This is a genomic window from Pseudoalteromonas sp. R3 (assembly GCF_004014715.1).
In the GTDB taxonomy this organism is placed as follows: domain Bacteria; phylum Pseudomonadota; class Gammaproteobacteria; order Enterobacterales; family Alteromonadaceae; genus Pseudoalteromonas.
The window spans coordinates 1,170,366-1,184,702 of sequence record NZ_CP034835.1 but is presented as its reverse complement, the minus strand read 5'-3'; the positions used below and the strand labels follow the sequence as shown (position 1 = coordinate 1,184,702).

The 14,337-nt window shown below is 52.1% G+C and carries 5 protein-coding genes; all 5 read left to right on the top strand.

Annotated features, from left to right (window positions below):
- Nucleotide 1: 1 nt before the first annotated feature.
- From ELR70_RS10185 to ELR70_RS10165, 5 genes are read left to right on the top strand one after another with little or no spacing between them, the layout of a single operon-like run.
- Nucleotides 2–6,283 carry a non-ribosomal peptide synthetase gene (locus tag ELR70_RS10185; RefSeq protein ID WP_054016503.1) on the top strand — a complete coding sequence of 2,094 codons (6,282 nt, stop codon included), beginning with the start codon at nucleotides 2–4 and terminating at the stop codon, nucleotides 6,281–6,283.
- 12 nt (nucleotides 6,284–6,295) lie between these two features.
- Entirely contained in the window at nucleotides 6,296–10,939 is a 4,644-nt protein-coding gene (locus ELR70_RS10180) for a non-ribosomal peptide synthetase (protein ID WP_054016502.1), read from the top strand.
- Between the two features lie 15 nt (nucleotides 10,940–10,954).
- Nucleotides 10,955–12,310 carry an MFS transporter gene (locus ELR70_RS10175; protein ID WP_054016501.1) on the top strand — a complete coding sequence of 452 codons (1,356 nt, stop codon included), beginning with the start codon at nucleotides 10,955–10,957 and terminating at the stop codon, nucleotides 12,308–12,310.
- Between the two features lie 49 nt (nucleotides 12,311–12,359).
- A complete protein-coding gene (locus ELR70_RS10170) occupies nucleotides 12,360–13,610 on the top strand; it encodes an HlyD family efflux transporter periplasmic adaptor subunit (RefSeq protein WP_054016500.1) in 1,251 nt (416 codons plus the stop codon).
- A 19-nt stretch (nucleotides 13,611–13,629) separates the two neighbouring features.
- Nucleotides 13,630–14,337, top strand: a complete 708-nt coding sequence (locus ELR70_RS10165) for an ABC transporter ATP-binding protein (protein ID WP_054016499.1) — start codon at nucleotides 13,630–13,632, stop codon at nucleotides 14,335–14,337.

The window sequence follows — 14,337 nt, the reverse complement described above, 5'->3', positions numbered from 1 at the left end:
GATGACAGCCTCAACTCTGAGCCGCGCAGAAAAACTCGCGCGGCTGAAACAACTGCAACAGCAAAAGGCGGGTCTGGCCCTGCTGGGACTGAGCGATAAGCAGCAACGCTTCTGGTTCAGTCATCAGCTGGATGCCACCAGCGGCATGAATAATATTTTTCGTGCCTACCGCTTTGCTGGCAGACCAGATACTGCGGCATTGCAACAAGCAATTGCCGCAGTCATGCAACAACACCCAGCCCTGACCAGTAAATTTGTAATGGTCAAAGACGAGCCCAGACAGTTCAGTCAGCCTCTGGAAAAGGTCCCGTTTGAGCAGGTGCCGGTGAACTCAGCAAGCGAAATGAAACACGCGATTGAAGCCGAGGCAAAAGTGCCGTTTGAGCTCAGTCGTCAGTACCCATGTCGGTTCCGGTTATTCCATAACACTGAGGCCGCAGACGAATACGTGCTGACCTTGTGTTTCCACCATATTGCGCTGGACGGTTATTCCGTGGTGATGGTAGAACGCGCCATTATGGCTCTGTACTCGGGTGCGATAAGTGTACCGACAGAGCCCGCCTACACGCTGACTCAGTTACTCGCCACCCAAAGCGGCGACCGCAGTGCAATGGAACAATACTGGCTGAGCCGCCTTGCAGACACTGAGCATACTTTGTCTCTGGCGCTCAACCCGGCATCACCGGAGCAGGATTTACAGCAAGGCAGTTATGTCAACTTCAGCTTTGATAACGCGCTCAGCAAGCAAATCACTACTTGCTGCCAGCAACTTGCTATCACGCCATGTGTGTTTTTTCTTGCCGCTTATCAGTTGTTACTACATAAGCTGACCGGTCAGCATAATTTTATTGTGGGCATGCCTGAGCTGGCACGTACCAATCAGCAGCAACGCGCTATGGTGGGCAACTTTGCTAACACCTTACTGATCCCGGCAGGCGTGAGCCCAGACACACCGGTTAGCGCTTTTATTTCCCGGTTGCAGCAGCATTTCTATCAGGATCTGCAATGTAACCAGGTCACGGTTGAGCGACTGGTCGATTTGCTCGGGGCAGATCGTGACAGTGGCACGAATCCGCTGTTCCAGGTGATGTTTTCATTTAATAACCTCGGCAGCGGCACGCCATCAAACTCTGAGAAAGCGCCAATTTGGCAGCCCTACCCGGTACAAAGACACTACAGCAAACTGGATGTTACGCTGGAAATTCAGCAAGCCAGTGACACATTTAGCGGCTACTTTGAATTTCGCACGGCGCTGTTTACGAAAGAGCAAGTGCGTCAGTGGCAGCACCAGCTCGCCACTATCATCAATGTGATGCTGACCCGCTCTGAGTGCACTATTGGTGAGCTTAGCAGCTTCGATTATGCACAACAGTCGGCGCTGCTGAATCAGCCTCAGCCATCACATCTGGTGCCCTGCTTCAGTGAGCGACTCATCGCGTTATCTGAGCATCAGGGAGAGTCCATTGCACTGGTTGCGCCCGGCGCACAACCGGATCAGGATACCAGCCTTACTTATACTCAGTTACTTCAGGTGGTGCGCAGCGTCAGCAGTGAGCTGCGCTCTGTTGCACAGACCGGACAGACCGTGGCCATTAGCTGTGCGCAAAGCTACCATTGCGTGATAGCCATGCTGGCGGCCCAGTTTGCCCGTTGTGCCTTCGTTGTCATTGACCCTGCTTTACCTCAGTCCCGGCGCGAGTTTATTGCCCGGGATGCTCAGGCAAGCGTGATGTTAACAGATGACACAAACCAGCTTGCACTGACCGTGCTTGATGTACAGGCGAGCACAGATCCTGAACTGGGTTATCTGGTATATACCTCAGGCTCTACAGGCACGCCCAAAGGGGTGCGCGTAACCAGACAAGCGCTCAACAACCACTGTCAGGCGGTTGCCGGGCTCTATCAACTGGGGGCGCATACCAAAGCGCTGCAATTTTCGGTGTTGTCATTTGATCTGGCACTGGAAGAGTTCTTCCCGATCCTGTATCACGGTGGTCAGGTCGTGCTGCGTCCGGCAAAAGACACCCCCTCTTTTGCCGATTTGGGTGATCTGATTGCACGCTACGCACTCAATCACCTGAGCCTGCCGACGGGCTATTTGCATGCCTGGATGGAGCAACTGCGTCATGCAGATCAGCCGCTGCCAAGTGAGATCAAACTGGTCGTAACCGGCACTGAACAACTGCAAAATCGCACCGTTGCCAACTGGTTCGCGCTGGCCAACCCCAAAACCCAACGTTTTATCAATGCCTACGGGCCGAGTGAAGCCACTATCAGCTGTAGTGCCCACGAAGTCAATCAGCTTGATATTCACCGCTCGCCAGTACCAATTGGCTCTGCGCTACCACACAGCCAGGTCTATGTGCTGGACCAGCAAGGTCATGCGGTTGCACCTTATGTGCTTGGCCAGCTCTATATTGGTGGTGACAACCTGGCGCAAGGTTATCAAAACCTGCCAGAGGTAAGCGCCGAAAAATTTGCTGTCCACCCTCAGCTACAGCAACGTTTGTATGCAACGGGCGACCAGGCATATTACGATCAACAGGGGCTGCTCTATTTCAAAGGCCGCATTGACGAGCAAGTGAAATTCCGGGGCTACCGGATTGAGCTGGAAGAAATCAGCCGTCAGCTAAACAACATCACAGGCGTGACCGCCAGTATTTGCGTTGTGCAGCAAACACCTCAGCCAACCCTGGTAGCGTATGTCGTCAGTCAGGCACAGTTACAGCAAGACAAGCTCAACTATGTGCTGGCTCAGACTTTACCCGCTTATATGCTCCCTGAGCACATTATTCAACTTGATGCGCTGCCGCTGACCGCGCGGGGGAAAATTGATAAAAAAGCCCTGCCTAAAGCCGATGTGGTTAACGCACTGACTCAGCGTGCTGCGCCTAACTCGCAGCTTGAGGCGACGTTGCTGACCATCTGGCAGACGGTACTGAATAAGACCGGGCTCTGTTGTGAAACCAGTTTTTTCCTGCAAGGGGGTCACTCACTGGCAGCACTTAAAGTGCTCAGTCAGATCACGCAGCAGTTAGATAAAGAGCTCACGCTGAAGCAGTTTTTCGCAGCGCCAAGTATCGCACAGCAAGCGCAATTGCTGGAGCAGCAGCAAACAGAGCAGCGCATGAGTGCACTGCAACCGGTTTCTCGCACAGAGGCAGGCACCCTGACTCACAGCCAGCAACAGATGTATGTGCTGGATGCATATGCAGGTGAAGCCGGACTGTACAATATGCCGCTGTTAGTGCAGCTTGATGGCCCGCTGGATAAAACCGTGCTCATCAGCACACTGCAAGCCCTGACCACCAGACATGAAGCACTGCGCACCTGCTTTGTTGAGCATCAGGGTGAAGCCCGCCAGCAAGTGCTCAACACCGTTGAGCTGCCTTTACAAACGCTGCAACTGGATGAGGCAGAGGCAAAAGCGCACTTTCATACTCTGCTCAAGCAAAAGTTCGATTTGACCAAACCAGCCTACTGCTGGGTCTTGTATCAGCTAGAGGATGGCCGTCACTGGCTGGGGTTAGTGATCCACCATATTCTCTGCGATGGCGCCTCGATGGATGTGCTGATCAAAGAGCTGACCGCCTGTTATTATCAGCAGCTTCAGGGCAATCACTGGCAGCCAGATCATCTGACGGTGCAATTACTGGATTACGCCCACTGGCAGCACACAGAGCAAGGCCAGGCATTTTTAGCACACAGCCAGCAATACTGGCTCGATGCGTTAAACGGTATGCCTCATACTCTGGACTTGCCGCTCGATGCACCTCGTCCGGCCCGCCCCAGCTTCCGGGGAAGCCGTCTTGAGTTGACGCTGCCAGCGACGCAAAGTCAGCAGCTGGAACAGCAGGCAAGCCGCGCTGGTGTCTCTTTATATACCTTGTCTCTGTGCGCCTTTGCACTGTTATTGCAAGAGCAATCGAGACAGCAGGATTTCGCCATTGGCATTCCGGTTTCCGGACGCCCGGGCCATCAGCTGGATCAGGTTGTGGGATTATTTGTTAATTCCCTGCCAATTCGCATGACACTGACGCCTGAGCAAACTCTGACTGAGCTGCTAACACAAACGCAGGAACGCATCTTGTCTGGGTTTGACAACCAGAGCCTGCCGTTGCAATCGTTAGTCCAGTTACTGGACGTCGACCGGGCTTTAAATTACAACCCGCTATTTCAGGTATTCTTTAACTTTTTAAGCAGCAGCGCAGAGCAGTCACACCCCATCACGGATACGCTGACATTGTCTTTGCCGGATACGCCCAATGACACCGCGAGATTTGACCTGACCTTAACTCTGGTCGCCTCTCCTGCGGGGATAAAAGGGCACCTGGAATACAGCGAAGAGTTATTCTCTGCCGATACTATCGCTTTGCTGCGTGCACGCTATATTGCAATTATGACGCAGCTGGCGAGCAGCCTTGACGGCTCGGTAGAGGCATTAGAAAGCACAGCTCAGTCAGACACTTTGGCAAATCTGCCGCAAGGAACAACCATTGCCCCTGCACAGATCCCTGACTTACTGGCACAGCTGGCGCACCACACCGCGCAGCACCCGCAGCAGACGGCGCTTATCTGTGGCGAAGCACAATGGAGCTATGAAGCACTGCAGCAGGCGGTTGAAACGCGTGCCATGCAACTCCACCAGCTTGGCGTACAACCGGGCGACCTTATCGCGGTCTCACTGCCACGCCAGGGAGACTTACTGATCAGCCTGCTTGCCATTTTTCATTGTGGTGCAGCCTATCTGCCACTGGACCCCGACTACCCCAGCGAACGCCTGAGCTTTATTGCAACGGATGCGGGGGTCAGATTTGTACTCAGCGATAGCACAGAGTCCGGCTTTAGCCTTGGCGCAGACTGCCAGCTTGTTGACATCAATCAGCTCGATGCGGGCACCAGTGCATTAACAACACCTGAGTATCGCCCTGAAAATCAGGCCTACTGTATCTACACTTCGGGTTCAACGGGTCTGCCCAAGGGGGTTGATATCAGCCGTGCCAACATGAATAACTTCTTGTACGCAATGGCTGAAAAACCGGGTTGCACCGCCACAGACAAGCTGCTGGCCATTACCCCCTACTCCTTCGATATTTCTGTGCTGGAGCTTTTCTTGCCACTGTACTGTGGTGCCACTTTGGTACTGGCGAACGATGTACAAAGCAAAGATGGCGCACAACTTTGTACCCTGATTGCACAGCAGGATATTACCCTGATGCAGGGCACGCCCGCCACCTGGCGTCTGCTGTATAGCGCAAACTGGCAAGGCAAATCTAACCTCACTTGTCTGGTTGGTGGTGAAGCTCTGCCCGATGCACTGGCACAACAATTAGTACAGGATAATCAGGCACTGTGGAACATGTACGGCCCGACAGAAACCACCGTCTGGTCCAGCATCAAACAGATCCTGCCCGGTGAGCGCGTGACCATAGGTTGCCCGATCCACAATACCCAGTTGTATGTGCTGAATGAGCATAATCAGCTGGCACGCTTTGGTGCAATGGGACAACTGGCTATCGCGGGCCAGGGTGTGGCCATGGGTTACCGTGACCGCCCTGAGTTGAATGCCGAAAAGTTCGTTACCCTGGATATTGACGGCCAACCTGTCGATGCCTATCTGACCGGAGATTTAGTTCGTCAGCTTGGCAATGGTGAACTGGCTTACCTGCAGCGCCTGGATGATCAAGTGAAGCTGCGTGGCTACCGTATCGAGCTTCAGGAAATTGAAGCGGTACTTGAACGGCAAAGCGGTGTCAGTCAGTGTGCTGTGGTCATCAACCAGACCCAGACCGAGCCTGTGCTGGCGGCGTTCTATGTCGCCCAGAGCGCACTGGAAGAGACGCAGCTGGTCACCGGTTTATCAGCTCAGCTCCCTCACTTTATGGTGCCGACTCATCTGATAGCACTGGACACTCTGCCACTGACGCCCAGCGGTAAAGTCGATAAAAAGGCACTGGGTCGCTATCAGCTCACCCAGTTAATGCCCTACCAGGCACCACAAAGTGAAACAGAGCGAACCATTTGTGACTTATGGCAGAACATTCTCGGCCAGGACAAAGTCGGGCTCAGTGACAACTTCTTTAAACTCGGGGGCAACTCTATTTTGGCCATGCAACTGGTCGCAGGACTGAACGAAGCATTTGGCCTGAGCAGCCTGACGATTGCCGATGTACTGGCCTATCAGAGCGTAAGCCAGCTCAGCAGTCACATTGAGCAAGTACAGTTAAGTCAGGTGGATGACGCCGATTTAGCTGCATTACTGATGGAACTAGAACAAGAATAACAATGAGGCATTATGGATATTCAACAGAAACTCAGTGCACTTAGCCCCGAAAAACGGGCTAAGTTACTGCAACAACTTGCGGAAAAAAACAAAGCAGCCAAAGCGGTGGCGAACGACATTCCCGTCGTGGCTAAAGCAGCGCAGCAACGTTTTCCACTCTCGCATGAACAACAAAGGATCTGGTTCTTGTCTCGCTACGAACCAGAGAGCCCGGAATACAGCATTCCTCAGCTATACCAGAGCACACAACCGCTGGATCTGGACAGTTTTACTCAGGCCGTTGAGCAAACCCTGGCAGATCACGACATTTTGCGCTGCCGGTTTGACGAAGACCAGGGCGAAGCACATCAGGTCATCCTGAGCATGGATGAGCTCAAAGCGCAGGACAAATATCGGGTTCTGCCCATTGTCGATTTCTCAGAGCGTACTCTTGAGCAAGGCAAACAGGACGCGCTCAGAGAAATTGAGGAAGATTGCGAACGCGCATTCGATCTTACTCGCGAAGGCATCTTCCGCACTCGCCTGTTCAAGCTCGCCGGCGATCACTACATCTGGTATGTCAATGTACACCACATCGGATTTGACGCCTGGTCGCACAATCTGTTTATTCGCTATGTCAACCAAACCTATGCCGCACTGTCCGGCAAAGGCGAGCAGCCTGCTAAACCGCAGGCCAGCTATATTGACTATGCCTGCTGGCAACGTATGCCTGAGCAAGAAGAAGCGCTGAAAAGCAAACTTCAATACTGGCTGAAACAGCTCGAAGCCGTTCCACCGATTGAACTGTATTGCGACCGTCCTCGCCCGGCCGAGCGCACTTTTAACGGCGATGCCTGCACACTGCCACTGGCAGAAAACCTGGCTGCACGGGTGCGTGCGTTTTGCGAGCAACGTGGTATCACGACCTATAACCTGTTGCTGTGTGTACTGCGTATTTTACTGCACAAATACACGCGTCAGAGCGACTTTGCCATCGGTACCCTGATTGCCAACCGTGAAAAACCCACCCTGGCGCAGGCACTGGGCTTTTTTACCAACACTCTGGCGTTTCGCACCCAGGTGGAGCCCGAACTAAGTTTCACTCAGATGCTGGATCTGGAAAAGCAAACGCTGCTTGATGCTTATGCGAATCAGGACGTGTCATTTGAAAAACTGGTGGATGAGTTAAACCCGACCCGGGATTTAAGCCGCGCCGCTATTTTCCAGGTCATGCTGATCCTCGATAACACCACCTCTTCAATGGGTAATCCGGCATCATCAGGGCAGCAACCCCTGTTTGCGCCCATGAGCTCGGAGAACAAAACGTCCAAACTGGATCTGACCTTCTACTTTAGTCAGTCAGATACCTTGAGTGGCTTTATCGAGTTCAACACTGATCTGTTTGATATGGCGTCGATTGAGCGACTTGCCGGTCACTTTGCATTATTGCTGGAGCGCGTGATAGCCGCGCCTGAACAAAAAATTGAGCAGTTTTCATTGCTCTCTCAGGAGCAGCAGCAGACCATCACAGAGCAATGGCAGGATGGGCCACAACACACCTTTGACCATCAGCCGCTGCACCAGCTGGTCAGTGCGCAGGTTAACCGTACTCACAACGCCAGTGCCATCATCGATGGCGACCTCACCCTGAGCTATCAGGCGTTAGAAAACCGTGCTAATGCCCTGGCGAACCACCTTTATCAGCAAGGTGTACGTGCGGGTGATTTTGTGGCCATGGCTACGCATCGTAATGCGTCTATGATAGTCGCCATGCTGGCGATTTTGAAAACCGGCGCTGCGTATATTCCACTTGATACCGACTACCCGAAAGAGCGGGTCAGCTATATGCTGGACAATGCTCAGACACAATATGTGATCACCAATGACTCGCTCAGTGAGAAATTCAGCCAGTATAGTCAGCTGACTCTGATCACGCCCGATGGCTTGTTGAGCGCAGCTGCACCGCAGCCGGATGCGGATATCGCGCTGAGCTTTGATGTGGCCAATGATTTAGACCTGCTGGCATATGTGATTTTCACATCCGGCTCGACCGGTAACCCCAAAGGGGTGATGATCCCACATCACAGTGTCAGTAACTTCCTGTTTGCAATGCAACAGGCACCCGGCATGCGCACAGGCGAAAAGCTGCTGGCCTGCACCACTATTTGTTTTGACATTGCGGTGCTTGAGATCTTTATGCCCCTGATCAGCGGCGCCACTGTGGTACTGGCACAACGAGAGCAAGTGCTGGATCCAACCCAACTTATCGCATTGATTGACCGCCACGATATCGACGTAATGCAGGCCACCCCGTCGACCTGGCGTATGATGCTGGAACTGGGCTGGCAGGGTAAACGCGACATGCGGATCCTCTGTGGCGGTGAAGCACTCCCGCCTGAGCTGGCAGAAGACCTGCTGCTTAAATCCTCGTCATTCTGGAACCTTTATGGTCCTACCGAAGCCACCGTATGGTGTTCACGCCACCGTATTGAAAGTGGTGACGGAGAAACCGGTGCGGTGACCATAGGTAAACCGATTGAAAATGTCACTATGTTGCTGCTCGACAGCCAGATGCAGGCAGTACCGCCTGGCGTACCTGGCGAACTGTACGTCACTGGTGATTGTCTTGCCCGTGGTTATCTCAATCGTGATGACCTGACTGACGAGGCATTTATCAGCCATGACTATAAAGGTCAGACTCTGCGACTGTACCGTACCAAAGACCTGGCCAAATACGACCCGAGCGGCAAAATCATCTTCCTGGGCCGTGCCGATGATCAGGTAAAAGTGCGCGGTTATCGTATCGAGCTGGGCGAAATTGAAAGCACACTGAACAGCCACAACGACATAGAGCAAGCGGTTTGTCAGGTGCACACATTTGGCAGTGATAAAAAACTCATCGCTTATTACAGCAGTGCCGCAGGTGAATTGGAGCAGGAACAGCTGGTTCGTCACCTTAAGAAAAAGCTGCCCGAATACATGGTACCCAGCTTATTTGTATACCTTAAGCAGATCCCTCTGACGCCCAACGGTAAACTGAACCGTCGCGCATTACCGGTACCAGACATGAGCGCGATGAGCAGTAAAGTGCCCTACTGTGCTCCGGAAAATGACTTGCAGGCCACGCTGTGCCGCTTGTACAGCGAAATTCTTAAAACGCCGCAAGTGGGCATAGACGACGACTTTTTCAGCCTGGGGGGTGACTCACTACTGGTGATCCGCCTGGTTGCCAAAGCCAAACCGTTTGATATCGAAATCACGCCAAAGCAAGTGTTCCAGCACAAAACCGTGCGTGCCCTGGCCGAGGCATCATTGACCACGCAGATCCTGCGTCAGGTCGAGCCTGTGGTTGGCCCGGTTGCCATGACACCGGCACAAAAGCACTTCCTGGAGTTGTCTCATACTCATCCGGAATATCACACTCTGGGTGTATTCCTGCTACCCAGAGACAAAGACTTTGATATTTCAGCAATTGAGCAGTCTCTGTTACATGTGATGGCACAGCACGACACGTTGAGAATGCGCCTGACCACAGATGCGTCTGGTCAGCATCAGCTGATAGGTGATGAACTACCAGCCAGGGCGCCACTGACGCTGGCAAGCCTTGAAGAAACCCAAGAACGTACGCTGGCACAGCAGGTTAACTATCATATATTCGATACGGCAACTGCCATGGACCTGGCCAATGGCCCGCTATTTCGCGCCATCCTGTACCCGGCAAGCCCAGGTGAAAAACCTATGCTGTTCCTGATCGGCCACTTTATGCTGGCGGATATTGGCAGCTGGCATACCATCATAGATGATTTTGAAACCTGCTACCGTCAGATCAGTCGCGATGAGCCTCTGGAGCTGCCCAAAAAAGGCACTTCCTTTGCTCAGTGGGTGGAGAAACTGACCCAGTGGAGCCAGTCGGAAGATGCCCTCAAGCAGCGTGATTACTGGATGCTCGAAGAGCGTAAACATGCCGCCGATTTGCCAAAGGACTTCCCGGATGGCGTCAACAGCATGGCCTCTTCACAAAGTGTTTATGTGCAGTTCGATGAAGCCGAAACCACCTTGCTGACAACAGAAGTGACTAAGGTAACGGGCGCACAAATAGACAGTGTTTTGCTGACCAGTATCGTCTATGCCTTTATGCGTGAGTGTGACTCAAACTGTCTGATGATCGACCTGCTCGGTCATGGTCGTGAACCTTTGTTTGATGACGTCGACTTGTCTCGCACCGTGGGCTGGTTCAATACCATTTACCCCGCTTTTCTCAGCTATGGCGACAACCGCAGTCCGGTTGGTGCCATGAAATATATCAATGAACAACTCAGAGCCATTCCTAACGGCGGTATCGGCTATGGCGTACTGCGCTATCTGGCAAAAGATAAGGAGCTAATCGACCACTTTAATACCGTCCCTGAACCTCAGGTGTTCTTTAACTACTTCGGCCATGACAATGTCGCCGATCTGCGCGTGTTACAACGTGAAGATGGCTTCGGCGGCTATGGGCTGGATAAAGAAACCAAGCGTCTGCGTCCTCTTGCCGTGGGTGTTTACATCAAGCAGAACCAACTGAGTGTGCGCTGGGAATTCAGTAGTAATCAGTTTGAAGAAGCCAAAATAGCGCGCCTTGCTGAGCATTGTGAAGCGTGTTTAAAAGAGATCCTTGCAACCTATAACCAATTATAATGAAGAGATTTTTCCATGTTTGAGACAATCAAAAACTCCAGTAGTGGGATGAAAACCTACTACCTTATGTGGCTGGGACAGATGGTATCTGTACTGGGCTCAGGGATCACCAGCTTTGCCGTCGGTATCTGGCTACTGGGCGAAACCGACTCAGTAACCAGCTTTACTATGGTTGCCGTGATAACCGGTCTGCCGGCCATTATTTTTTCTCCCATTATCGGTGCGCTGGTTGACCGCTACGACCGTAAGCTGATTTTGATTTTTGCTGACACCCTCAGCGCATTGGTCACGCTTGGCTTAGCTGCGTGTTTCTACTTCGACATGCTGAACATGTGGATCATCTTTATCGGTGTGGGTATCTCTGCCATCGCCACAGCCTTCCAGGGGCCGGCGAATATCGCAGCCATTACTACCCTGATTGAGCGTAAGGATTATGGCCGGGTATCGGGCCTGATGCAGATGATTGGTTCTATCTCACTGATTGCAGGCCCGTTATTAGCGGGTGCTCTGCTAGCCTTTGTGGATCTGTTCACTATCTTCATCATTGATTTAGTGACCTTTGTATTTGCCCTGTGCACCCTGCTACTGGTGAAAATCCCTAAACCTGAACCTTATGAGGGCGCAGAAGAAGAATCTAACATGTGGCAGGAGATCAAAGTGGCCTGGAACTACCTGTTCCAGCAAAAAGATCTCGTCTATTTGCTATTATTTTTCTGCCTTGTTAACTTCGTAGTAAGTATGGGCACAATTTCCATTGTTCCTATGGTGAACTTCACTGCCGAAAACTGGCAGACAGGTCTGGTGTTATCCGTTGGCGGTATCGGCTCGCTGGTTGGTGCCAGCTACCTGGCATGGAGTGGCGGTCCGCAACGCAAGATCAACGGTATTCTGTTCGGCGGTCTGGCCATGGGCATTTGTCTGTTCATCATGGGTATGAGCAATATGATCTGGGTCGTTATGATAGGCCTGTTCCTGTTCCAGTTTTGTGTTCCTACCATTAACGGCAGTAGCCAGGTTATCTGGCAAACACGTATCCCACCAAAAATGCAAGGACGTGTGTTTGCTCTGAGAAGGATGTTTGCACAATTTACCATTCCGCTGGGTGATTTCCTCGCCGGACCTCTGGCCGACTATGTGTTTGAGCCGGTTATGCGTAGTGAGAATGCGGTATCAAACTTCTTCGGACCAATCATTGGCACCGGCCCGGGTCGTGGTATTGGCTTAATGCTCATCCTGCTCGCGGCGCTGCCAGTACTATTTGCTGTGCTGGGCTTTATGAACAAGCACATTCGCAACATTGACGAAGCCAATGATGACGATGATGCCAGCCCGGACCAGGAAGCTGACGATACTAAAGCGCAAACCGCATAACGTAATGCCGGGCCCGACAGGGCCCGGGAACGTCATTTAAGGAATAGAGATGGATGTAGTCAAACACAAAGCTAAAAAGCAATCGAATAAAAAGTATCTGATGACAGGTGCCGCGTTACTGTGTGTTTCGATCCTGGGCTGGGTTGCCTTAAAACCCGATGGCGAGCGCAAGATCCAACGCAACGACATAGTGACAGCACAAGTGCAACGGGGCACGCTGCAAGCTGAAATCACCGGCTTTGGTGTACTGAGATCAAACAGCCAAAAGCTGATCACTGCCCGCTACCCTGCCACCATTGACGAAGTGGTACTTAAGCCTGGCGCCCGGGTCACCCCGGATTCGGTTATCTTACGGATGAGTAACCCGGAAATGGAGCAAGAGTTAGAACGCTCTTTGATGGCACTATCAAAAGAAGAAGCCAATCTCAAACGCCTGGCACTGGACAATAAACGAGAGTTACTCACCGAATCCTCTAAGCTGAGCGAACTGCGTGCCGAGTATAAAAAGCTGGCACTGAAAAAAACCGCCGAAACTGAGCTGGTAGAGAAAGGGATAGTATCGCGACTAAGCTACAACACCACGGTACTTGAATATGAGCAGTTACAAGAGTCCATCGATATTCAGGAGAATCGGATGGCGCAGCTCAAACTGGTTCACGAACAGGCCTACGCTATTCAGGAAGGTCAGATGGAACAGCAAAAAGCCCAGCATCAGGCTATCCAGGATCGGGTCAACAGGCTAACCGTCAGAGCGGGCATGAGCGGTATTTTGCAGCGCTCACCGGTTGAGCTGGGTCAAAGTGTTATCGCAGGCCAGGAGTTGGCGCTGGTAGGCAGTGAGGATGACCTGGTTGGTCTGATCAAAGTGTCACAGTCGCAGGCTGAACGTGTTCAGATTGGTCAGGCAGCGACTGTCAAAATTCGTAACGATCAGGTTGCTGCGAAAGTACAGCGCATTACCCCAGAAGTACAGGATGGCATGGTTGAGGTTGAAGTTGCATTTGTTGCAGAGCTATCCAGCTCGGCGCGGCCTGAACTCAGCGTCGATGCAAAAATCTTCACTAAAGCACTAGAAAATACCCTTTATATCGAACGTCCGGTCAACGTCAGAACCCAGTCGACACAAACCTTGTTCAAACTGGATGACAGTGGCGATGCGGCCTATCGGGCGCAGGTCACGTTTGGCGAAGACGCCGGACGCTATTTACAAATTACCTCAGGAGCCAAACTGGGCGACATCTTTATTTTATCGGATATGGCCAGTTTTAAAGAATCAAAAACAATAGGCATCATCAACTAGGAGCCGGGAGAAGCATTTTATGTCCAAGTCAATTATCACCCTTAACGGGATCAAAAAAGTCTACGCGACGGAAGAAATGGAAACCCATGCACTGCGTGGCGTGAATTTAGAAATCAAAGAAGGTGAGTTTGTTTCAATCTGTGGCCCTTCTGGCTGCGGTAAATCAACCTTGCTGTCTATCCTGGGTCTGCTGGACATTCCTTCAGAGGGCACCTATATGCTCGATGGCATGGACGTCAGCAGCCTTTCGATTAAAGAAGCGGCAGCCATTCGCAACCAGAAAATCGGCTTTATCTTCCAGTCATTTAACCTGATTGATGAGCTGAGTGTATACGACAATGTGGCATTACCACTGGATTATGCAAACACCCAATATAGCGACGAAGAGATCCGCACCCGGGTTGAAAAATGTCTGGCGACAGTTGATATGCTGAACCGCGCTGGTCACAAGCCAAACCAGCTTTCGGGCGGTCAACAACAGCGTGTGGCGATTGCCCGGGCACTGGTATGTGAACCAGCTCTGCTACTGGTTGATGAGGCCACCGGTAACCTGGATTCCAAAAATGGTGATGCGGTAATGGCGATGCTGAAATCACTCAACGACAATGGCACGACAATTTGTCTGGTTACGCACGACCCTCGGTATGCCGATCACGCCAACAAGCAATTCCGCTTAAGTGAAGGCCTCATTGAGCAGCACATTGAGCAGGTTGCGGAGGCTGTGTGA

Excerpts from the sequence above, each read along its gene's own strand:
- ELR70_RS10185 (WP_054016503.1), top strand. The coding sequence starts at position 2 with ATGACAGCCTCAACTCTGAGCCGCGCAGAAAAACTCGCGCGGCTGAAA.
- ELR70_RS10180 (WP_054016502.1), top strand. The coding sequence starts at position 6,296 with ATGGATATTCAACAGAAACTCAGTGCACTTAGCCCCGAAAAACGGGCT.
- ELR70_RS10175 (WP_054016501.1), top strand. The coding sequence starts at position 10,955 with ATGTTTGAGACAATCAAAAACTCCAGTAGTGGGATGAAAACCTACTAC.
- ELR70_RS10170 (WP_054016500.1), top strand. The coding sequence starts at position 12,360 with ATGGATGTAGTCAAACACAAAGCTAAAAAGCAATCGAATAAAAAGTAT.
- ELR70_RS10165 (WP_054016499.1), top strand. The coding sequence starts at position 13,630 with ATGTCCAAGTCAATTATCACCCTTAACGGGATCAAAAAAGTCTACGCG.